We start from the raw sequence: 21,429 nt of genomic DNA on the forward strand, positions 1-21,429 counted from the left end.
TGTCCTGCGCCTTGCCGGGGCCAAGACTGACGGCATTCCCACTGCTGGACGCCGTTCATGAAAGCCCCGTCACCTGTAAAGCTTACGCTAGTCACTGCCAGCGTCATCCTCTGTTGGGCGTATTCGCCGATTGGCGTGCATCTGGCCTTGCACAGCTACAGCCCTGGCCAGTTGGCCTTGGGACGGTTCCTGATTGCTTCGGTATTGATGGCCGGCGTCGCGTTGGTCATGAGGATCGAGCGGCCACGTCTGCGGGACCTGCCGTGGTTGCTGGTGCTGGGCTTCTTCGGGATTTTCCTGCATCACCTGACGATCAATTTCGGCCAGCAATTTGTCACGGCCGCTGCCTCCAGTGTGCTGGCGCAGTCGGTTCCGCTATTTACGGTGCTGGTGGCGTTTTTCGGCTTGAAGGAGCGAGTTACCGGCTGGCGCTGGGGTTGCGTGCTGCTGGGCTTGAGCGGGGTGCTGGTGGTGATCTGGGGCGAGCATGGCCTGGGGCAGATTGATCCCCGTGGACTGATGATCCTGCTGGCGGCGTTGTCGTGGAGCCTTTATTTCACCATCCAGAAACACTATTCCCGGCGCTACAGCCCGCTGACCACGGTGTGCTACACCGTGTGGTCGGGCACCTTGCTGTTGTGTGTGTATTTGCCGGGTTTGCCGGCGGTGGTGTCGCAATCATCAACCCAAGCCAACTGGGCGGTGTTGTTGCTCGGCGCCTTTCCCAGCGCCCTGGCGTACCTGGCCTGGGCCTATGTGTTGCGGCATGTCGAGGTCAGCCGCGCGTCAGTGGCGTTGTACCTGGTGCCGCCGGTGGCGATGGTGATGGCCGCCACGCTGCTGGGCGAGCAGGTTTCGCTGCGCGTGGTGCTGGGTGGCCTGATCGTGCTGGCCAGTGTCGGCGCCATCAGCCTCGAAGGGCGCTGGCGCCGCAAGCCGTTACGGGTTCACGGTGAACACCCGCAGGCGGTGACCGTCGGGGTCCTGGGCGACAAAGGTGTAGCCGAAATCCGCCTCGACCGGTGACTGGATGATGCTCATCCCGAGTTGCACCCAGCGCGTGTGCAAATCGTCGACCGTTGCGATATCAGCGACGCAGAAACCCGCCTCGCTACCGCCAACCGAGGCGTGGGCCGCAGGCTCCACGGTGTGGCGCGACCACAGGCCGAGTTTCACCCCGTTGTCGAGGATGAACAGCGCGAAGGTCGGCCCCAGCTCCACCGGCGGCTTGTCCAGCAGCCGGCTGTAGAGGTTGGCGCTGGTGGCCGGGCTGTCGACGTACAACAAAAAGTAATGGGCAATGCTATTCATGATGACTCCGTGGAATGACGCAGCAATGGCGCGGCTCAGTCCCTAGTCTAAGGGGCTGTCCTGTCAGTTCATGTCAGGAGTCATCAAGCAAAGAGCAGACAGTCAATCTGGCTGTCTGCTCTTTTTATTGCGTGCACGTGTGTTGCGAGCTCTAAGGCTTGGACAAGGCCTGGTCTACCGCTGCGATCAGCTTTCCCAGATCCTTCGGGGTGGCTTTGTGAATGACACCGAACAGATAAGCGCGCTGTTCCTCCTCGTCGACCAGGTCTGCGAAAAAGACTTTCAGCTTCACTCCCAGCGCCTCTGCGAACAAGAACAGTGCCTCGACGCTGGGTGTATAGGTGCCGGTTTCGAAGCGGCTGATGGTTTTAGGGTCAAAACCGGTTTTTTCACCTAGTTCAGCCTGAGTAAGCCCTGCGACCTTGCGGTAACGTCTGATGGCTGGACCCAAACTTGAAATGTGCATCGCTCAATTCCCATTTAGAATCAAGAACTTAACGATAAATCTTAAAATTAGACAACCGCATGTACCATCACCTTTTCTTGCAAAATGTGATGTAATTCGTAGAATCGGCATCTAGGACAAGTATTTGGTGGTCTCGTTTCAGAAGGCAGGTTTATGAAACAGGAAATCATTGCTCTCTCCTTACTCTCATAAATGTGCCCATAAAACGGACGCCTGGCAGGGACTGAAATGTCGCTCGTCAGTGCCACGCTTCATTGCGCCTCACGTGCCGGATACCCGAATTCAAGCCTAGTTGATCATCACTGAATGGATGATGAATTGCTGTGCAAAATCGTGGGTTTGCGTACCTTTGCGGCCAACCAGCCGATCGACGGCGCAGCCCGACTGGAAATACGAATCCGCCTGTCCTGCCTACCCGGTGGTCGAGAGGGCGATCGAATGCTGTCCATGGAGCTTTAACGTGCGTCTCAATTTGCCGGTCACTGCTGTTGAACAGACTTTTGGGGAGCAGCAACGGCTAATTTCCGCAACTGACGTCAACAGCCATATTACCTACTGCAACGCCGAGTTTGCCGCCATGAGCGGTTTTACCCAGGCCGAGCTGATCGGCAGCACCCACAACCTGGTGCGCCACCCGGACATGCCGCCCGCCGTGTTCCAGCTGATGTGGAGCTACCTCAAGGCCGGGCAGAGCTGGATGGGCGTGGTGAAGAACCGCTGCAAGAACGGCAACTATTATTGGGTCAGCGCCTATGTGACGCCGATTCTCGAAGACGGGCGGCTGACGGGCTATGAGTCGGTGCGGGTCAAGCCCACCCGCGAACAGGTGCGCCGCGCAGAAGCGCTGTACGCGCGGTTGCAGGCAGGTGGTGCGGCGGTCTCGCCGGTGCGGCGTGTGGCGTCTGTGTCCCGAGCCATGGCGTTGCCACTGGCGGCTGCCGTTGCCAGTGTCGCCGCCTTCCAATGGGTTCCGGGTGTATGGGCCCAGGCGTTGACTGTCGGCTTGTTTCTCGGCCTGGGCGTCTGGGGGCATCAACGCTTGGGACTACAGCTCAAGCAGATTGTGCAGAACACGCCCAATACCTTTTCCGACCCCATCAGCGCCATGACCTACAGCGACGCGCTGGGGCCGACCGCGCAGCTCGAAATGATCCTGATCAGCGAAGAAGCGCGACTTAAAACCGCCCTGACGCGCCTCAGCGACCTGGCCAACCAGATGGCCGAAGCAGCCGCCCATTCCAGCGTGTTGTCGAGCACCACCGAATCGGCGTTGCTGGAACAGCGCGCCGAGACCGACATGACCGCCGCCGCCATGACCGAGATGGCTGCGTCCATCGCCGAAGTGGCGGTGCACGTGCAGCAAACCGCCAGCGAAGCTCACACCGCCAACACCCTCGCCGAGCAGGGCAGCCAGGTGGCCGGCACGTCCCGCGAGGCGATCCAGTTGCTGGCCGGCACCGTCACCCAGATCAACCAGGCGGTGGGCAACCTGGCCGGGCAGACCCAGCAAATCCAGGTGGCCGCGAGCATGATCCAGGCAATCGCCGACCAGACCAACCTGCTGGCCCTCAACGCGGCCATTGAAGCGGCCCGCGCCGGCGAGCAGGGCCGTGGCTTTGCCGTGGTGGCCGACGAGGTGCGCGCCCTGGCGGGCAAGACGCGGGAGTCGACCCAGCAGATCCAGGGCATCATCCAGAACCTGCGGGCGGGCGCCGATGAGGCGGTCGAGATCGCGAGCCTGGGCATTCACGAGGCCGAGCAGGGCGTGCAGCAAGTACTTGAGGCGCAGCAGGCGCTGCAAGGCATTCGCCACGCGGTGGAGCGTATTACCGGTATGAGTCAGCAAATGGCTGCTGCCTCACAGGAACAATCCCACGTCGCCGAGGAAGTTTCACAGCAGATCAATAACGTTGCCGCCACGGTGCAAAAGACAGCGGGCAATGCCAACGCTGCAGTCACCCGTGGCCGGGAACTCGAAAGCATCTCTTCCGGGTTGCGCGCCCTGGTCGAGCGGTTCAACCGCTAGCCACAGTGAGCCTGACTCATGGACGAGAAATACCGCAGGGCCGTGGATGCAGCCGCCATTTTCTCCGAGACTGACCTGGCGGGCTGCATCACTTACGTCAATGACCAGTTCTGCGGCATGTCCGGCTACGGGCGTGACGAGTTGCTGGGGCAAAATCACCGCATTCTGAGCTCGGGACTGCACCCTGCGGGGTTCTTCCAGGGCATGTGGCAAGCCATCAGCGAAGGCCGGGTGTGGCGTGGGGAAATCTGCAACCGGGCCAAGGATGGGACGTTGTATTGGGTGGACAGCACCATGGTGCCGCTGCTCGATGAGAAGACCGGGCGCGTGCAGAAGTACGTGTCGATCCGCTTTGATGTCAGCGAAAAGCGCCAGCTGTTGCACACCCTGCAATGGCGGGTCGGCCACGATGTGCTGACCGGCTTGCCGAACCGCGCCTATCTGTCCGAGTTGCTTAACCAGTCCCTGGAGTTCTCCCGCAGCGAAGACATCCCGTTGGCGTTGTGCATGCTCGACCTGGACGGCTTCAAGGCGGTCAACGACGGGTATGGGCATGCCTGTGGGGATCTGTTGTTGGTGGAAGTGGCCACTCGGTTGCGGGAGATCATCCGCGGCGAGGACGTGGTCGCCCGGCTCGCCGGTGACGAATTTGTGCTGATCCTGCGTTATGTGCGCGATATCGACGAGCTGAACGGCGCCTTGCTGCGCATCCTCAAGGCGATTTCCGAGCCGTACTCGATCCAGGGGGCGGAGCTGAATGTGTTCGCCAGCATCGGCGTCACGCTGTTCCCCCTGGACGACGAGGACGCCGACACCTTGCTGCGCCATGCCGACCAGGCGATGTATGTGGCCAAGCAGAGCGGGCGCAACCGCTACCAGTTGTTTGATGTATCCCTGGAACAGGAGGTCAAGGCCAGCCACCAGACCGTGGAGCAGATCCGCCAGGCCCTGGCGGCGGGCCAGTTGTGCCTGCATTACCAGCCCAAGGTCAACTTGCGCTGCGGCACGGTGGTGGGGTTCGAAGCGTTGTTACGCTGGCAGCACCCCGAGCGTGGCCTGGTGAAGCCGGGGGATTTCCTGCCACTGATCGAGCAGACCGACCTGATTGTCGATATCGGCGAATGGGTGATCGCCCAGGTGTTGGGCCAGATGCATCGCTGGCAGGTGCATGGGCATTGGTGGTCGGTGAGCGTGAACATCGCGGCGCGGCACTTCCAGCGCGAGGATTTTGTCGAGCGCCTGCAAGACTTGCTGGCGCAATACCCGCAGGTGGAGCCGCACCGGCTGGACCTGGAGATCGCCGAGTCGGTGGCCATCGACAATATCCAGCGTGTCACCCAGCACCTGGAGGCCTGCCAGGCCTTGGGCGTGCAGTTCTCCCTGGATGATTTTGGCACCGGCTATTCCTCCCTGAGCTACCTCAAGCGCCTGCCGACCCAGACCATCAAGATCGACAAGTCGTTCGTGCGCGACATCCTGCACGACAAGGACGACCTGGCGCTGACCAAGGCCGTGATCGGCCTGGCCCGTGCGTTTGGCCGCGAAGTGATTGCCGAAGGCCTGGAAACCCTGGAGCACGGCCAGCTGTTGATGCGCATGGGCTGCGAAGTGGCCCAAGGCTATTTCATCGCCCGGCCGATGCCTGCGGACGACGTGCCGGGTTGGGTCGAGGGATTTGCACCGCCGCCGCAGTGGCAAAAGCTCGAGTGATGTTTACTGTGGCGAGGGAGCTTGCTGTGGCTTGGGAGCTTGATGTGGCGAGGGAGCTTGCTCCCGCTGGGCTGCGTAGCGGCCCCAAGATCTTTGGGAGCGCTGCGCACTCCAGCGGGAGCAAGCTCCCTCGCCACAAGGTCGATCAGGTGATCTTAAGGGGCAGGGGCGCTGTTCCCGATATACAGCTGGATGATTTCATCAATCTCCCCGGACATTTTCATCCGCAGCAACGTGCGCAGGATCTGTTGCCCGGGCACCTGCGGGTCGTTGCGCACATAACAACCCAGGCTTTGTTCTTCGATCACGGCCACCGTGTGCAGGCGCTGTGTGGGCGGTAATTGCTGATTGAAGCGGTCGAGGATCCATTCATTGCTTACCGCATAGTTGAAACGCCCGGCCGCGAGCTTCTGCAACACCTGCTCCTCACTGCGGCTGTCCTCGCGGCTGAGCTGGCCCCTGGCGAAGCGTGGTTCCAGGGTCGGGTAGCTATAGCCGAGCACAGTACCGATGTGTTGCGACGTCAGACTGTCCAGGCGTACTGACAGTGGTGGCACCTGCGCGGCGACCAGCACATTGCGTTGCACCATCAGCGGGAGGCTCCAGGTGTAGTCCCCCGACAGGTTGTTCAGCCACGCCGGTGTCACGTAGCAGCGCACATCCACATCCCCGCGCTCCATGGCGGTGTCGATACGCGCACGCGGCAGCACATGGAATTTCGCAGGACGGCCGACCTGGGTGGCCAGGCTCAACATCAGGTCATACAAAATCCCTTGGGTGGGCTGGCCCTGGTCAAGTTGCACCATGGGCATGGTCCAGCTGTCGGAAATGGAGAATCGCAGAGGCGCGGGTGCCGCCAGGCTGACCGTGGCAATCATCCACAAGGCGCCCAGGACTGCGCGCATAAATTCTCCGGGTTCAGCCTTTTACAGGCTTGGTCAGACCAGCTTAGTCAGATTAGACGAGCGTGCCGGATGCAATTTCCCCCTTGCTCCGCTAGCATTACCCGCTTCCGCTTCCCAGTTGCGACGGTTTTCGATGAGTTATCAGGTTCTTGCACGTAAATGGCGTCCGCGCTCGTTCCGCGAAATGGTCGGCCAGACCCATGTGCTCAAGGCTCTGATCAATGCCTTGGACAGCCAGCGGCTGCACCACGCCTACCTGTTCACCGGTACCCGCGGGGTGGGCAAGACCACCATTGCCCGTATCATCGCCAAGTGCCTGAACTGTGAAACCGGCATCACCTCTACGCCGTGTGGTACCTGCTCGGTGTGCCGGGAAATCGACGAAGGGCGTTTTGTCGACCTGATCGAGATCGACGCCGCGAGCCGCACCAAGGTCGAAGACACCCGCGAGCTGCTCGACAACGTGCAGTACGCACCGAGCCGTGGCCGCTTCAAGGTCTACCTGATCGACGAAGTGCACATGCTGTCCAGCCACTCCTTCAACGCCTTGTTGAAGACCCTGGAAGAGCCGCCGCCCTACGTCAAATTCATCCTGGCCACCACCGACCCGCAGAAACTTCCTGCAACGATTTTGTCGCGGTGCCTGCAGTTCTCCCTGAAAAACATGACCCCGGAGCGTGTGGTCGAGCATTTGACCCACGTGCTGGGTGTCGAGAACGTACCGTTCGAAGACGACGCCCTGTGGTTGCTGGGGCGTGCCGCCGACGGCTCGATGCGTGATGCCATGAGCCTTACCGACCAGGCCATCGCCTTCGGTGAAGGCAAGGTGCTGGCCGCCGACGTGCGGGCGATGCTCGGCACCCTGGACCACGGCCAGGTGTTCGACGTGCTGCACGCGTTGATCGAAGGCGACGCCAAGGCGTTGCTCGAAGCCGTGCGTCATCTGTCCGAGCAAGGCCCGGACTGGAATGGCGTGCTGTCGGAAATCCTCAATGTGCTGCACCGCGTCGCCATCGCCCAGGCCCTGCCCGAAGGTGTCGACAACGGCCACGGCGACCGCGACCGCGTGTTGGCCCTGGCCCAGGCGTTACCGGCCGAAGACGTACAGTTCTACTACCAGATGGGCCTGATTGGGCGACGTGACCTGCCGTTGGCACCCGATCCGCGAGGCGGCTTTGAAATGGTCCTGCTGCGGATGCTGGCCTTCAGGCCCGCCGACACGGCGGATGCGCCGAGACAGCCGCTAAAGCCAGTGGGGATCAGCCAGGCCACAGTTGATTCCGCCAAACCAGTGGCTGGCCCGGCTGTTGTCGCGCCAGTGGTTGCGCCGCCTGCGCCGGTTGCACAGGCCGCCGCCCCGGTTGTCGCCGAGCCCGTGGCGCCTGTGGTGGTGCCGGAGCCGGTGGTTGAGCCTGCGCCCGTGCCTGAAGTCGATCTGCCGTGGAACGACCCGGTAGAGGCCGATGTCGAGGTCGAGCTGCAGCCTGCCGTCGAGCCGGTGCTGGAAACCACCAGCGAGCAGCCTGAACTGACACCCATGCCCGCGCCGACCCCGGACAGCGTGGTGCCGGACGCCCCCGAGTGGGTTTCGGCCCCGGTGCCGGAGCCGACCGTTGCGCAAGTGGACGCCGCCACCCCGGGCACCGACCTCGACGACGAGCCGCCGCTGGACGAAGATTACATCGAGCCGGACATGGATTCGGCCTACAGCTACCTGGACGACCTGGCCAGCGAACACACCGCCGAGCCTGCCCCGGAGCCTGAACCCGAACCTGCCGCGATGCCGGCCACCGGCCTGGCGTTGCAATGGCTGGAGCTGTTCCCGAAACTGCCGATCTCCGGCATGACCGGCAGCATCGCCGCCAACTGCACCCTGATTGCCGTTGATGGCGACCACTGGCTGCTGCACCTGGACCCGGCCCACAGCGCCCTGTTCAACGCGACCCAGCAGCGCCGGCTCAACGATGCCCTGAACCAGTTCCACGGGCGCACGCTGACCATCAGCATCGAGCTGATCAAGCCCGAGCAGGAAACCCCGGCCCAGGCGGCGTCCCGTCGCCGGGTCAACCGCCAGCGCGAGGCTGAAGAGTCAATCCACGGTGATCCGCTCATCCAGCAGATGATGCAGCAGTTTGGCGCGGTGGTGCGGCACGATACTATTGAACCTGTAGAAGCCCCGGTACCCCAAGCGTCATAACCCGGGGCCAATAATTGATCCACGTACTTTTGAGGTGATTCCCATGATGAAAGGTGGCATGGCCGGCCTGATGAAGCAGGCGCAGCAGATGCAGGAAAAGATGGCCAAGATGCAGGAAGAACTGGCCAACGCCGAAGTCACCGGTAAAGCCGGTGGCGATATGGTCAGCGTGGTGATGACCGGTCGTCACGACATCAAGCGCGTGAGCATCGACCCAAGCGTATTGCCGGGCGTCGGCGAAGACGACCTGGAAATGCTCGAGGCGCTGTTTGCCGCGGCCGTCAACGACGCCGTGCGCAAGATCGAAGCTAACAGCCAGGACAAGATGTCCGGCGTGACCGCTGGCATGCAACTGCCACCGGGCATGAAGCTGCCGTTCTGATCTGCAAGCGCAGCACCGAAAATGCCAGGCCCCGCGCCTGGCATTTTTTTGGCCGGCTATTTTCCATACCCGTAGCAGCTGTCGAGCGCCAGCCAGGCTGCGTCGGCAGCGACTCGGTCCCACGTCTGGCATGAAAGCAGCGGTGCGGCTAACGTAGCCTCGCTGGCGCTCGACAACGGCTACTGCGAGAGTTTTGTCGAACCCTGGACCCTGTGTTGGGGTCTGCACCCTATACCGTTGAATTCAATCACCGATAGAAGGAGCCTCGCTGATGTCCGAAGCATTGACCCTCAACCAGCGCATTGTGCTGGTCTCACGCCCCCACGGCGCACCGGTGCCGGAAAACTTTCGCCTGGAGCGCGTCGCGCTGCCGGAACTGGCCGACGGCCAGGTTTTGCTGAAGACCCTTTACCTGTCCCTGGATCCCTACATGCGCGGGCGCATGAGTGATGCGCCGTCCTACGCTGCGCCGGTAGAAATCGACGAAGTGATGACCGGTGGCGCTGTCAGCCGCATCGAACAGTCCCGCAATCCGAAGTTCGAGGTGGGTGACTTGGTGGTCGGTTCCACCGGCTGGCAGAGCCACAGCATCTCCGATGGGCGCAACCTGATCCCGGTACCGAAGGGACTGGCCAGCCCGTCCATGGCCCTGGGTGTGCTGGGTATGCCCGGCATGACCGCCTATATGGGCCTCACCGATATCGGCCAGCCCAAGTCCGGGGAAACCCTGGTGGTGGCGGCCGCTTCCGGTGCGGTGGGCTCGGTGGTGGGCCAGGTGGCGAAGATCAAGGGGCTGCGGGTGGTCGGTGTGGCGGGTGGCGCCGACAAGTGCCGCTATGTGGTGGACGAGCTGGGCTTTGATGCCTGTGTCGATCACAAGAGCGACAACTTTGCCGAGGAGCTTGCCCAGGCCTGCCCCAAGGGCATCGATATCTACTTTGAAAACGTCGGCGGCAAGGTATTCGACGCGGTCGTGCCGCTGCTGAATGCCAAGGCGCGCATTCCCTTGTGTGGCCTGATCGCCGGCTATAACGCCCACGAAGCGCCCAGCGGTCCCGACCGGCTGCCGGCGTTGCAACGTACCTTGCTGACCAAGCGTGTGCGGATCCAGGGCTTTATCGTGTTCGACGACTATGGCGACCGCCAACCGGAATTCCTCAGTGCCATGGCGCCGTGGGTGCGGGACGGCAAGATCAAGTTCCGCGAGGACGTGGTGGAAGGCCTGGAGCAGGCACCTGAAGCCTTTATCGGTTTGCTGGAGGGGCGCAACTTCGGCAAGTTGGTGGTGCGGGTCGCACAAGATTGAGCATTTGACGCTAATCCGAGGCGCGGGTATAAACCGCGTCTCGTTGTTTTGTCGGACCTTTCCCCATGAGCTTCAGCCCCCTGATTCGTCAACTGATCGACGCCCTGCGCACTTTGCCAGGTGTGGGTCAGAAAACCGCCCAGCGCATGGCGCTGCAACTGCTGGAGCGTGATCGCAGCGGCGGCTCCCGACTGGCCCAGGCCCTGAGCCAGGCGATGGAAGGGGTTGGCCACTGCCGCCAGTGCCGCACCCTGACCGAGGAAGAGCTGTGCCCGCAATGCGCCGACCCGCGTCGCGACGACACGCTGCTGTGTGTGGTCGAAGGGCCGATGGATGTCTACGCGGTGGAGCAGACCGGTTACCGCGGACGCTACTTTGTGCTCAAGGGCCACCTGTCGCCGCTGGACGGGCTGGGGCCGGAGGCGATTGGTATTCCGCAACTGGTGACGCGGATCGAGGAACAGGGCACGTTCGTCGAGGTGATCCTGGCCACCAACCCTACGGTGGAAGGCGAAGCGACGGCCCATTACATCGCCCAGCTGCTGACCAACAAAGGCCTGATCACCTCGCGCATCGCCCACGGCGTGCCGCTGGGTGGCGAGCTGGAGCTGGTGGATGGCGGGACCCTGGCGCATTCGTTTGCCGGGCGTAAGCCGATCGCCCTGTAACAAACACCGCAGGACAAAATGTGGGAGCGGGCTTGCTCGCGAATGCGGTGGTTCAGTCAATGCATCTGGCGACTGATACACCGCATTCGCGAGCAAGCCCGCTCCCACATTTGTTTTGTGGCGTTCACGAGTCTTTCCTCTTGCTTGATAACCAAGCAAGCGCTTGGTAAGTTCGCTCTACCGTCCCGTGGAGCTTGCCGATGTCGGCCTATCAGGAATACTTCGACCCCAGCCACCAATTGGTCCGCGACAGCGTGCGTCGTTTCGTCGAGCGCGAGATGTTGCCGGGCATCGAGCAGTGGGAGGAAGCTGAAAGCTTCCCCCGGGAGCTGTACCTCAAGGCCGGCGCGGCGGGGATCCTGGGCATCGGTTACCCCGAAGCCCTTGGAGGCAGCCACGAAGGTGACCTGTTCGCCAAGGTCGCCGCCAGCGAAGAACTGATGCGCTGCGGCTCCGGCGGGGTAGTGGCAGGGTTGGGCTCGCTGGATATCGGCTTGCCGCCCATCGTCAAATGGGCCCGGCCCGAGGTGCGCGATCGTGTGGCGCCGCAGGTGTTATCCGGCGAGAAGATCGCCGCCCTGGCCGTCACCGAGCCCGGTGGCGGCTCCGATGTCGCCAGCCTGCAGACCCGTGCTGTGCGCGACGGCGACCATTACCGGGTCAGCGGCAGCAAAACCTTTATCACCAGCGGCCAGCGTGCCGACTTCTATACCGTCGCGGTACGTACCGGGGGGCCGGGCTTTGCCGGCATCAGCCTGTTGTTGATCGAAAAGGGCACGCCTGGTTTCACCACCGGTACACCGCTGAAGAAAATGGGCTGGTGGGCGTCGGACACTGCCGAATTATTCTTCGATGATTGCCGCGTACCCGTAGGCAATCTGATCGGCGCCGAGAACATGGGTTTCGCCTGCATCATGGGCAACTTCCAGAGCGAGCGCCTGGCCCTGGCCCTGATGGCCAATATGACTGCGCAGATGGCCCTGGAGGAAAGCCTGAAGTGGGCGGCCCAGCGCGAGGCCTTCGGCAAACCCATCGGCAAGTTCCAGGTGCTCAAGCATCGCCTGGCGGAAATGGCCACGGCGGTGGAGGTCTCGCGGGAATTCACCTACCGCCAGGCCGCGAAGATGGCCGCGGGCAAGAGTGTGATCAAGGAGATCTCGATGGCCAAGAACCTCGCCACCGACACCGCCGACCGCGTGACCTTTGATGCCGTGCAGATCCTCGGCGGCCAGGGCTACATGCGCGGCAACCTGGTGGAGCGGCTGTATCGCGACAACCGCATCCTGTCCATCGGCGGCGGGACTCGGGAAGTGATGAACGAAATCATCAGCAAGCAGATGGGCTTGTAGAAAGCGCTTTTGTGGCGAGGGAGCTGTGGCGAGGGAGCTTGCTCCCGCTGGGCTGCGTAGCGGCCCCAAGATCTTTGGGAGCGCTGCGCACTCCAGCGGGAGCAAGCTCCCTCGCCACACAAATCCCGGGTTATTGGTCTGTCAGGGCAAACTGCGTCAGGCAGAACGTCGCAATGCCCATGTCTTCCAGGCGCTGGGACCCACCCAGCTCCGGCAGGTCAATGATCGCCGCCGCTTCGAAAATCCGTGCGCCCATGCGCCGGGCCAGGTTGGCCGCCGCGATCAGCGTGCCGCCGGTGGCGATCAGGTCATCGAACATCAGTACCGAATCACCTTCACACAGGCTGTCGGCGTGCACTTCCAGGAAGGCTTCGCCGTATTCGGTCTGGTAACTCTCGGCCAGCACGTCAGCCGGCAATTTGCCTTGCTTGCGGAACAGGATCAGCGGTTTGTTCAACTGATAGGCAATGATCGAACCGATCAAGAAGCCCCGGGCATCCATCGCGCCGATGTGGGTGAAGTCGGCTTCGACGTAGCGGTGTACGAAGGTATCGGCCACCAGGCGCAAGGCCTTGGGCGACTGGAACAGCGGCGTGATATCGCGAAAGATCACCCCAGGCTTGGGGAAGTCGATGACTGGGCGAATCAGGGATTTGATGTCGAACGAATCGAAGACCATCGTCGAGGAGTCCTGGGGAGGAAAGCGGACTCGAAGTATACCTGCGGCCCAGCCGATTGGCTCGGCCGCAAGCGTCTGGATCAACCGTCGAGCGAACCGCCAGCCAATGCGCAGAGCTGGATCGGGTCGAGGATATGCACTTCCTTGCCTTCGGCCGCAATCAACTCGTTCTGCTGGAAGCGGGTGAATACCCGGGATACGGTTTCCACCGCCAGGCCCAGGTAGTTGCCGATTTCGTTGCGCGACATGCTCAGGCGGAACTGGTTGGCCGAGAAACCCCGCGCGCGGAAACGTGCGGAAAGGTTGACCAGGAAAGTGGCAATACGCTCGTCGGCGGTTTTCTTCGACAACAACAGCATCATCTGTTGGTCGTCGCGGATTTCCCGGCTCATCACGCGCATCAGCTGGCGACGCAATTGCGGCAGCTGCAGGGCCAGTTCATCCAGGCGTTCGAACGGGATTTCACACACCGATGTGGTTTCCAGGGCCTGGGCCGACACGGGGTGAATCTCAGTGTCCATGCCCGACAGTCCGACCAGTTCGCTCGGCAGGTGGAAGCCGGTGATCTGTTCTTCGCCGCCATCGCTCAGGCTGAAGGTTTTCAGCGCGCCAGAACGTACTGCATAAACGGAGTCAAACTTGTCGCCCTGGCGAAACAGGAACTCGCCTTTTTTCAGTGGGCGACCGCGTTTAACGATCTCGTCCAGCGCTTCCATGTCTTCCAGATTCAACGAAAGTGGCAGGCACAGGGGGGCCAGGCTGCAATCCTTGCAATGAGCCTGGCTATGAGCGCGCAGTTTAACTGGCTCGGACATTTCTTAAATCCTTGTGGGAAAACACACATAAGACGTAAGGGTACCGCACTGGGGGACGATCAGGCCAGCGTGTACAAAAAAGCAGCAGCGGTATAAAGAATTTTGTATCGAGGTCGATACAAGATTGTCACTCCTAGAGCTGGAGGCTCAGATCATGCTTTCCATTGGCGCAACCAACCCTGCCATTGTTTCTTCGCTAACCGTGCCTGATGCGAAAAAAGACCCCGCTGCAGACGATAAAGACCAAGCGTCTTCTACCGATCGGGCCACTGACACCAAGCCCCAAGGACTGGTGGTGGATATCTCGGGGGCGGGGCTGAAAGCCTCCAAGGCCAGCACCAACTCCAACAAGGACATTGACGACAGCAACCTGAAAGACAACATCAAGCAGCTGTTGAAAATGATTCGCGAGATGAGAAAACAGCTCGCCGAGAAGATGGCTCAGCTCTCAGCTGCCATGTCCGACGCCTCAAAGACCCCGCAGGCAAGGCAGGCCAGAGTGGCCGCCTTGCAGAGTGATATCGCGACATTGCAGGCCGGCTTGATGACGGCCCAATCGCAGTTGACCAAGGCCTTGAAGGACGAGTCTCCCGAGTCGCAGCTGGAAGCGATGGCCCTGCTGGCGAAGTAGGACAGGTTCAGATTACCCGCGAAAATCGTTGCCGATTTTGGTGCTCCAGATAGGCATCGAACACCATGCACACCGAGCGTACCAGCAGGCGTCCCGCCGGCAATACGCGGATGCCCTGTGGGTCGAGTTCGATCAGTCCGTCCTCGGTCATCGCCTCCAGTTGCGGCCAGAGTTCGTCGAAATAGCCGCGAAAATCGATGTTGAAAGCCTGTTCGATCTTCTCGAAATTCAGGCTGAACGTGCAGATCAACTGCTGGATCACTTCCCGTCGCAGCCGGTCATCCGTGGTGCATAACAACCCACGGCTGGTGGCCAGTTGCGCGCCGGCGAGGGCATTCTGGTAGTGGTTCAGGTCGCTGCTGTTCTGGCAGTACAGGTCGCCGATCTGGCTGATCGCCGACACCCCAAGCCCGATCAAATCGCAATGCCCATGGGTGGTGTAGCCCTGGAAGTTGCGTTGCAGCGTGCCTTCTTCCTGGGCGACGGCCAATTCGTCGTCCGGCAGGGCAAAGTGGTCCATGCCGATGTAGCGGTAGCCCGCCCGGGTCAACTGCTCGATGGTGGTTTGCAGCATCAGCAGTTTTTCCGCCGGGGAGGGCAGGTCGTCGGTGTTGATCCGTCGCTGGGGCATGAACCGTTCCGGCAGGTGTGCGTAGTTGAACACCGAGAGGCGGTCCGGTTGCAGGCTGATGACTTCTTCCACGGTGCGTGCGAAATTCAGCGGTGTCTGCTTGGGCAAACCGTAGATCAGGTCGATATTGATCGAACGAAACTGCAGGGTGCGCGCTGCGTCGATCACTGCGCGGGTTTCTTCCAGGCTTTGCAGGCGGTTCACCGCACGCTGCACTTCGGGGTCCAGGTCCTGCAGGCCGATACTGACGCGGTTGAACCCCAGTTCACGCAGCAGGCCCATGGTCGCCCAGTCGGCTTCCCGTGGGTCGATTTCAATCCCGTAGTCGCCGGAGTCATCGTCCAGCAGGTTGAAGTGCTGGCGCAGGCGGCCCATGACCTGACGCAGCTCGTCATGGCTGAGAAAGGTCGGGGTGCCGCCGCCGAAGTGCAGCTGCTCCACCGGCTGTTTGGGGTCGAGGTGGCACGCCACCAACTGGATTTCCTGCTCCAGGCGTTGCAGATAGGCGTGAGCCCGGCCGCGATCCTTGGTGATGACCTTGTTGCAGGCGCAGTAGTAGCAAATGTTGGCGCAAAACGGCACATGCACATACAGCGACAGGGGCCGTACGGCCTTGCGGCTGTCGCGCAGGGCGTGGAGCAGGTCGAAGGTGCCGACCTGGCTGTCGAATTGTACGGCGGTGGGGTACGAGGTATAGCGTGGCCCCGCCAGGTCGTAGCGGTGAATCAGATCAGTGTCCCAACGAATGGCGTCGAGCATGCGGGCGTTCCCCCGGATAGGCTAGTGGGCCGAGTCTAGGGGCTGGGTGGGGAAGCCATCTTGATTTGCATCAACGGGGAGCGGCGCTATGCCACATGGCGATCTAGTGGCCCATCAGCCAGTGCTGGTGCGGCCCGGGCAAGGTCCAGATGCCGAACAGCATGACCAGCAGGCCACCGGCCATCCGCACGCTGCGTTTGCGCAATAACGCGGTGACTCGATCAGCGGCTAAGCCCGTGGCCAGCAGTACCGGCCAGGTGCCAAGGCCAAACGCGAGCATCAGCACCGCACTGTCCAGCGCATTGCCCTGGCTGGCCGCCCACAGCAACGTGCTGTAGACCAACCCGCACGGCAACCAGCCCCAGAGCGCACCCAGCAGCAACGCCCGGGGCAGGCTGGACACCGGCAGCAAACGGTTGGCAACCGGCTGGATATGCCGCCACAGGCCGCGCCCGAGGCTTTCGATACGGGTCAGGCCGCTCCACCAGCCGGCCAGGTACAAGCCCATGCAGATCAGCAACAGCCCGGCGAGGATGCGCATGAACATCGCTGCCGGACTGTTGGCCACGGCCCAGCCGGCCAGGCCGATCAGCAAGCCGGCGGTGGCGTAGCTGAGGATGCGCCCCAGGTTGTAGGCCAGCAGCAGGCGAAAGCGCCGACTGCGTTGCTCCTTGGGAATCGCCAGGGTCAGCGCGCCCATCAGGCCGCCACACATACCCAGGCAATGGCCGCCGCCCAGCAGGCCGAGGATCACCGCCGAGACCAGCAGGGGCGCCAGTTCAAGCATGGGGCGGATCTTTCGGCTTGGTCGGTTGTTCAGGGCCGTTGGCTTCATCGACGGCCGCCAGGTGGTTCGGGTCCTGGTCATCGAACAACACGCTGTGGGCCGGGCCATCGAGGTCGTCGTACTGGCCGCTGTCCACCGCCCAGAAGAAGATGTAAATGGCGATGGCAACGATCAACAGCGCCGCCGGGATCATCACGTAAAGAGCTGGCATCTGCACTCCATGCCCGTGCGGCTCAAGCCGGCAGCGGGCGGGTTATGGGGGCGGGGCTCACGGCTGGCGTGCTCGGCATGCGAGTCAGGCGCAGGGCATTGAGCACCACGGTCAACGAACTGAGGGACATGCCGATCGCCGCCCAGATGGGAGTGATCCAGCCGAGGGCGGCAAACGGCAACATCAGGCCATTGTACAGCCCGGCCCACAGCAGGTTTTCAATGATTACCCGGCGGGTGCGCCGGGCCAGGGTAAAGGCTTGCACCAGGGCGTCGAGGCGGTTCGACAGCAACACCGCGTCGGCGCTGGTCTTGGCCAGGTCGGTGGCCGAGCCCATGGCCACGCTGATATCGGCGGCGGCCAGCACCGGCACATCGTTGACGCCATCGCCGAGCATCAGCACCTTGCGGCCTTCCTTGTGCAGCTGTTGCAGCATTTGCAGCTTGTCATCGGGGCGCAGGCCGCCATGGGCTTCGTCGATGCCCAGCTCGGCGGCGACACTGGCAACCATCGGCGAGCTGTCTCCCGACAGCAGCAACGTGCGCCAGCCGCGTGCCTTGCAGGCGGCGAGCAAGGCGGGCGCGTCGCTGCGCAGGCGGTCATCCAGGACAAACCAGGCCAGGGCGCCGTCGGTGTCGCCCAGCAGCAGCCATTGGCCGGCTTCCTTCGGCGAGGCGGGGAGGGCGCAGCCGCTCAGTTCGCAAACAAAACCCGGCTGGCCAATGCGCAACCGGCGGTCACCGACGCGGCCTTCCAGGCCCAGGCCCGGCGTGCTGAGCACTTCATCCGCCGCCAACGGCGCGCGGCCGAATGCGCGGGCGATAGGATGTTCCGAACGTTGCTCCAGCGCCGCTGCGAGGCTCAGGCACTCGTCGCTGCCCAGCAGGCTCAACGGGCGGATCGCGCGCAACGCCAGGCGACCTTCGGTAAGGGTGCCGGTCTTGTCGAAAATCACCGTGTCGATCTGGTTCAGGCCTTCCAGCACGTGGCCGCGGGTCAGCAGCAGCCCGAGTTTGTGCAGGGTGCCGGTGGCTGCCGTCAGGGCGGTGGGTGTTGCCAGTGAGAGGGCGCAAGGGCAGGTCGCAACCAGCATCGCCAGGACGATCCAGAACGCCCGTGACGAATCCAGCTCCCACCACACTAGGCCGATGACCGCAGCGGCGACCAACGAGCACAACAGGAACCATTGGGCGGCGCGGTCGGCGATCTCCGCCAGCCGGGGTTTCTCCGCCTGGGCCCGCTCCAGCAGGCGCACGATGGCCGACAGGCGCGTGTCGTGGCCCAGGGCGCGGACTTCGACGGTCAGCGCACCTTCGACGTTGAGGGTGCCGGCAGTGACGGCATCGCCGACCTGGCGTGGTTGCGGCAGGTACTCGCCGGTCAGCAGCGATTCGTCGATGCTCGACTGGCCGTCGAGGATGATGCCGTCTGCCGGCAGCACCGCCCCCGGATGCACCAGTACCCGGTCGCCCAGGGCCAGTTCGCTGAGCAGGATCCGTTCACTTTGCCCGTCGGCACTCATGCGCAGGCACGAGGCTGGCAACAGGTTGACCAACTGCGCGGTGGCTGCCGCCGTACGTTCCCGGGCGCGACGCTCCAGGTAGCGCCCAGCCAGCAGGAACAGGGCAAACATGCCGACTGCATCGAAATACAGTTCGCCGGTGCCGGTGATGGCGGTCCAGATTCCGGCCAGGTAGGCACCGCCAATGGCCAGGGACACCGAAACATCCATGGTCAGGTGGCGGGTGCGCAGGTCGCGCATCGCCCCCTTGAAAAACGGCGCGCAGCTGTAGAACACGATGGGCGTTGTCAGAAACATCGCGACCCAGCGCAGGATCACGTGCAGCTCCGGGCTCAGGTCGATATTGAATTCCGGCCAGGTGGCCATCGTCGCCATCATCGCCTGGAACCACAGCAGCCCGGCCACCCCCAGTTGACGCAGGGCCAGGCGGTTTTCGCTGGCCAGTTGTTCGGCGGCGCGGTCGGCTTGGTACGGGTGGGCGGCGTAGCCGATGTGACGCAATTCGCCGAGCAGTTGGCTCAGGGGCAATTGCCCATCGGCCCAGCGCACGTGCAGGCGGTGGTTGGACAGGTTCAGGCGTGCCTCGGCCACGGCGGGCAGGCTGCGCAGGTGTTTTTCGATCAGCCAGCCACAGGCGGCGCAACTGATGCCTTCCATCAACAGTGTGGCTTGCGACAGGTCACCGTCGTGGCGCACGAAAGGCTTTTGCACATCGGCACGGTCATACAGCGCCAGCTCGTCCACCAGTTGCACCGGCAGCGCCTCGGGGTTGGCCGAGGCTTCGCTGCGGTGCTGGTAATAGCTTTCCAGGCCACCGGCGACAATCGCCTCGGCCACCGCCTGGCAGCCCGGGCAGCACAGCTCGCGGGGCTCGCCGAGGATCACGGCAGTGAACCGGCTGCCGGGCGGCACGGGCAGGGCGCAGTGGTAGCAGGGGATTGGGGGGGTCATGGCTCAGTTCCGATGATCGTTCCCACGCTCTGCGTGGGAACGCTTCGCTGGACGCTCCGCGTCCGCTCTTGTGACGCGGAGCGTCACGGGATGCATTCCCACGCAGAGCGTGGGAACGATCAAACAGGTGACGCTCTATTTTTTCAGGTCTTCAGCACCCTGCAGCGGTTCGTCGCCCAGCAGCAAGTCCTTGTCATGGCTGACCTGTTCTTCTTCAAACATACGCCAGGTCCGGTCGCCTTCCACCCCTAGCAGCTCGACGAAGCGGCGGCCTTCGACCTTGTCGGTCACCTGGCCGATGTAGCGGCCAGGCTCGCTGTCGCTGCGGGTCAGGATGATCTTGCGATCCTTCTCCGGCTGGGTCGGCGAAATCAGGTTCAGCTCCAGGGTGCCGGGCCCGCTGTTGCCGGTCAGGTGCAATTCGACTTCGCCGGTCAACTCGTCCAAGTGCACCTTGGCCCGCAGTTGCAGAGTCTGGGCCAGCAGTTCGCGGTCCAGGGAACGGTTGATGCCTTTGCCGGCCTCGTAATAGTTGTCGTTGACCAGGTTGTCGGGGTTGTTCACCGCGATGGTCACCATGGACAAGGTCAACGTCACCGAGCAGGTCAGGATCCCAATGATGATCCAGGGCCAGAGGTGCTTGTACCAGGGGCTTGCGGCAGTAGCTGCGGGCATTGTTCGGCTCTCTATTAACGGACTTGTGGGCCGATGAATCGGCTCTTGGCTTCAATGTGGACGCTGTCGTCATCGGCATCCCTGAGGATGAATTTCACCTCGTTGGTGCTCGACGGCAGTTGTTCCGGTGCGCTCGACAACTCCACCGGCATGCTGAAGATTTCCCCGGCCGCTACCTTGATCTCGCGCCGGCCTTGCAGCTTGAGGTCGGGCAGGCCTGCGGCGTCAAGCACGTAGGTGTGGTCGCGCTGGTCCTTGTTCATGATCTTCAGGCTGTAGACGTTTTCGATCCGGCCCTCGGCGTTTTCGCGGTACAGCACGCGGTCCTTGCTGACGTCGAAACCCACCAGCGAGCGCACGAAGAAGGCGGCCACCAACAGGCTGATCATCGCCAGCAGCACCAGGGCATAACCGATCAGGCGCGGGCGCAGCTTATGGGTTTTCTGCCCGGACAGGTTGTGCTCGGTGGTGTAGCTGATCAGCCCGCGCGGGTATTCCATCTTGTCCATGATGTTGTCGCAGGCGTCGATGCAGGCCGCGCAGCCGATGCATTCAATCTGCAGGCCGTCACGGATGTCGATGCCGGTAGGGCACACCTGCACGCACATCGTGCAATCGATGCAGTCCCCCAAGCCCTGGGCCTTGTAGTCGATACCTTTTTTGCGCGGCCCACGGACTTCGCCACGGCGCGGGTCGTAGGAAACGATCATCGTGTCCTTGTCGAACATCACGCTCTGGAAACGCGCATACGGGCACATGTAGATGCACACCTGCTCGCGCAGCCAGCCGGCGTTGCCGTAGGTGGCGAGGGTGAAGAAGCCGACCCAGAAATACGACCAGCCATCCGCCTGGCCGGTGAAGAAATCGAACACCAGTTCACGGATCGGCGAGAAGTAGCCGACAAAGGTCATGCCGGTGACGAAGCCGATGATCAGCCACAGGCTGTGCTTGCCGAACTTGCGCAGGAACTTGTTGGCGCTCATCGGCGCCTTGTCCAGCTTGATGCGTTGGTTGCGGTCGCCTTCGGTGACCTTTTCGCACCACATGAAGATCCAGGTCCACACGCTTTGCGGGCAGGTGTAGCCGCACCAGACGCGGCCGGCATACACGGTGATGAAGAACAGGCCAAACGCCGCCACGATCAGGATGCCCGACAGCAGGATGAAATCCTGGGGCCAGAAAGTCGCGCCAAAAATGAAGAATTTACGTTCCGGCAGGTTCCACCAGACTGCCTGGTGGCCACCCCAGTTCAGCCACACGGTGCCGAAGTAGAGCAGGAACAAACCGGCCCCCCCGAGCATCCGCAGATTGCGGAACAAGCCGGTGAAGGCACGGGTGTAGATTTTCTCCCGCGATGCGTAGAGATCGACGGTGTTATTCGAATTTTTGGCAGGCGGAGTAACGTCATGTACCGGAATCTGGTTGCTCATCATTGCATCCCACGGCAG

21 protein-coding genes are annotated in these 21,429 nt (G+C 62.4%); 10 read left to right on the plus strand and 11 right to left on the minus strand.

The genetic code is table 11. The features are described 5' to 3' along the window. The first annotated feature begins 57 nt into the window (after window positions 1–57). On the plus strand, window positions 58–1,026 hold the full coding sequence (locus tag HX805_RS20430) for a DMT family transporter (protein WP_087694833.1): 969 nt from the start codon (window positions 58–60) through the stop codon (window positions 1,024–1,026). Here the strand turns inward: HX805_RS20430 and HX805_RS20435 are convergent. Together HX805_RS20435 and HX805_RS20440 are read right to left on the minus strand one after the other, a co-directional pair. Beyond that, a complete protein-coding gene (locus HX805_RS20435; protein ID WP_177022906.1) occupies window positions 940–1,311 on the minus strand; it encodes a VOC family protein in 372 nt (123 codons plus the stop codon). The two genes, HX805_RS20430 and HX805_RS20435, sit on opposite strands and share 87 nt — an antisense overlap. A gap of 151 nt (window positions 1,312–1,462) precedes the next feature. After that, window positions 1,463–1,777, minus strand: a complete 315-nt coding sequence (locus tag HX805_RS20440) for a helix-turn-helix domain-containing protein (RefSeq protein WP_003219061.1) — start codon at window positions 1,775–1,777, stop codon at window positions 1,463–1,465. Window positions 1,778–2,083: 306 nt separating this feature from the next. Between HX805_RS20440 and HX805_RS20445 the strand changes: the two genes are divergently transcribed. From HX805_RS20445 to HX805_RS20455, 3 genes are read left to right on the plus strand one after another with little or no spacing between them, the layout of a single operon-like run. After that, a complete protein-coding gene (locus HX805_RS20445; protein WP_157222851.1) occupies window positions 2,084–2,236 on the plus strand; it encodes a hypothetical protein in 153 nt (50 codons plus the stop codon). 1 nt (window position 2,237) lies between these two features. Next, window positions 2,238–3,803 carry a PAS domain-containing methyl-accepting chemotaxis protein gene (locus HX805_RS20450; RefSeq protein WP_003219059.1) on the plus strand — a complete coding sequence of 522 codons (1,566 nt, stop codon included), beginning with the start codon at window positions 2,238–2,240 and terminating at the stop codon, window positions 3,801–3,803. An 18-nt stretch (window positions 3,804–3,821) separates the two neighbouring features. Beyond that, window positions 3,822–5,513, plus strand: coding sequence for a bifunctional diguanylate cyclase/phosphodiesterase (locus HX805_RS20455; protein WP_003219057.1), 1,692 nt, complete (start codon window positions 3,822–3,824; stop codon window positions 5,511–5,513). A 155-nt stretch (window positions 5,514–5,668) separates the two neighbouring features. On the opposite strand, the gene HX805_RS20460 is transcribed toward HX805_RS20455, so the two are convergent. Then, entirely contained in the window at window positions 5,669–6,418 is a 750-nt protein-coding gene (locus HX805_RS20460; RefSeq protein WP_177117254.1) for an ABC transporter substrate-binding protein, read from the minus strand. A gap of 133 nt (window positions 6,419–6,551) precedes the next feature. Here HX805_RS20460 and dnaX point away from each other — a divergent pair, with 133 nt between their 5' ends. The 5 genes from dnaX (at window position 6,552) to HX805_RS20485 (ending at window position 12,320) form a co-directional block, all read left to right on the plus strand. Further along, window positions 6,552–8,615, plus strand: a complete 2,064-nt coding sequence (gene dnaX, locus HX805_RS20465) for a DNA polymerase III subunit gamma/tau (protein WP_134325952.1) — start codon at window positions 6,552–6,554, stop codon at window positions 8,613–8,615. Between the two features lie 43 nt (window positions 8,616–8,658). Continuing rightward, window positions 8,659–8,997 (plus strand): YbaB/EbfC family nucleoid-associated protein, encoded by a 339-nt coding sequence (locus HX805_RS20470; protein WP_003193199.1) that lies wholly within the window; start codon window positions 8,659–8,661, stop codon window positions 8,995–8,997. Between the two features lie 271 nt (window positions 8,998–9,268). Then, window positions 9,269–10,303, plus strand: coding sequence for an NADP-dependent oxidoreductase (locus HX805_RS20475; RefSeq protein WP_003219050.1), 1,035 nt, complete (start codon window positions 9,269–9,271; stop codon window positions 10,301–10,303). A gap of 65 nt (window positions 10,304–10,368) precedes the next feature. Then, complete coding sequence (gene recR, locus HX805_RS20480; protein WP_003219049.1) at window positions 10,369–10,971, plus strand: recombination mediator RecR; 603 nt, start codon at window positions 10,369–10,371, stop codon at window positions 10,969–10,971. 200 nt (window positions 10,972–11,171) lie between these two features. After that, a complete protein-coding gene (locus tag HX805_RS20485; RefSeq protein ID WP_003219047.1) occupies window positions 11,172–12,320 on the plus strand; it encodes an acyl-CoA dehydrogenase family protein in 1,149 nt (382 codons plus the stop codon). A 130-nt stretch (window positions 12,321–12,450) separates the two neighbouring features. Here the strand turns inward: HX805_RS20485 and HX805_RS20490 are convergent, their stop codons facing one another. Beyond that, window positions 12,451–12,999, minus strand: a complete 549-nt coding sequence (locus tag HX805_RS20490) for an adenine phosphoribosyltransferase (protein WP_003219046.1) — start codon at window positions 12,997–12,999, stop codon at window positions 12,451–12,453. A gap of 80 nt (window positions 13,000–13,079) precedes the next feature. Next, complete coding sequence (gene fnr, locus HX805_RS20495) at window positions 13,080–13,814, minus strand: fumarate/nitrate reduction transcriptional regulator Fnr (RefSeq protein WP_003219044.1); 735 nt, start codon at window positions 13,812–13,814, stop codon at window positions 13,080–13,082. A gap of 154 nt (window positions 13,815–13,968) precedes the next feature. Here fnr and HX805_RS20500 point away from each other — a divergent pair, with 154 nt between their 5' ends. Beyond that, window positions 13,969–14,445: a hypothetical protein gene (locus HX805_RS20500; RefSeq protein ID WP_003219041.1), complete on the plus strand. Its 477-nt coding sequence runs from the start codon at window positions 13,969–13,971 to the stop codon at window positions 14,443–14,445. 7 nt (window positions 14,446–14,452) lie between these two features. Here HX805_RS20500 and hemN read toward each other — a convergent pair whose 3' ends face one another. The 6 genes from hemN to ccoG all read right to left on the minus strand — a co-directional run bounded on the left by hemN (window position 14,453) and on the right by ccoG (window position 21,411). After that, on the minus strand, window positions 14,453–15,835 hold the full coding sequence (gene hemN / locus HX805_RS20505) for an oxygen-independent coproporphyrinogen III oxidase (RefSeq protein WP_003219038.1): 1,383 nt from the start codon (window positions 15,833–15,835) through the stop codon (window positions 14,453–14,455). A 103-nt stretch (window positions 15,836–15,938) separates the two neighbouring features. After that, window positions 15,939–16,622, minus strand: coding sequence for a sulfite exporter TauE/SafE family protein (locus HX805_RS20510; RefSeq protein ID WP_003219035.1), 684 nt, complete (start codon window positions 16,620–16,622; stop codon window positions 15,939–15,941). Then, on the minus strand, window positions 16,615–16,833 hold the full coding sequence (gene ccoS, locus HX805_RS20515) for a cbb3-type cytochrome oxidase assembly protein CcoS (RefSeq protein ID WP_177117255.1): 219 nt from the start codon (window positions 16,831–16,833) through the stop codon (window positions 16,615–16,617). The genes HX805_RS20510 and ccoS overlap by 8 nt, the downstream gene beginning before the upstream one ends. A 22-nt stretch (window positions 16,834–16,855) precedes the next feature. Beyond that, window positions 16,856–19,306: a heavy metal translocating P-type ATPase gene (locus HX805_RS20520; RefSeq protein WP_177117256.1), complete on the minus strand. Its 2,451-nt coding sequence runs from the start codon at window positions 19,304–19,306 to the stop codon at window positions 16,856–16,858. Window positions 19,307–19,441: 135 nt separating this feature from the next. After that, a complete protein-coding gene (locus tag HX805_RS20525) occupies window positions 19,442–19,981 on the minus strand; it encodes a FixH family protein (RefSeq protein ID WP_008437568.1) in 540 nt (179 codons plus the stop codon). A 14-nt stretch (window positions 19,982–19,995) separates the two neighbouring features. Continuing rightward, window positions 19,996–21,411 (minus strand): cytochrome c oxidase accessory protein CcoG, encoded by a 1,416-nt coding sequence (gene ccoG, locus HX805_RS20530; protein ID WP_003219028.1) that lies wholly within the window; start codon window positions 21,409–21,411, stop codon window positions 19,996–19,998. Window positions 21,412–21,429: the final 18 nt, after the last annotated feature.

Origin of the sequence: Pseudomonas sp. G5001 (assembly GCF_013385475.1) — a bacterium.
Lineage (GTDB): Bacteria > Pseudomonadota > Gammaproteobacteria > Pseudomonadales > Pseudomonadaceae > Aquipseudomonas.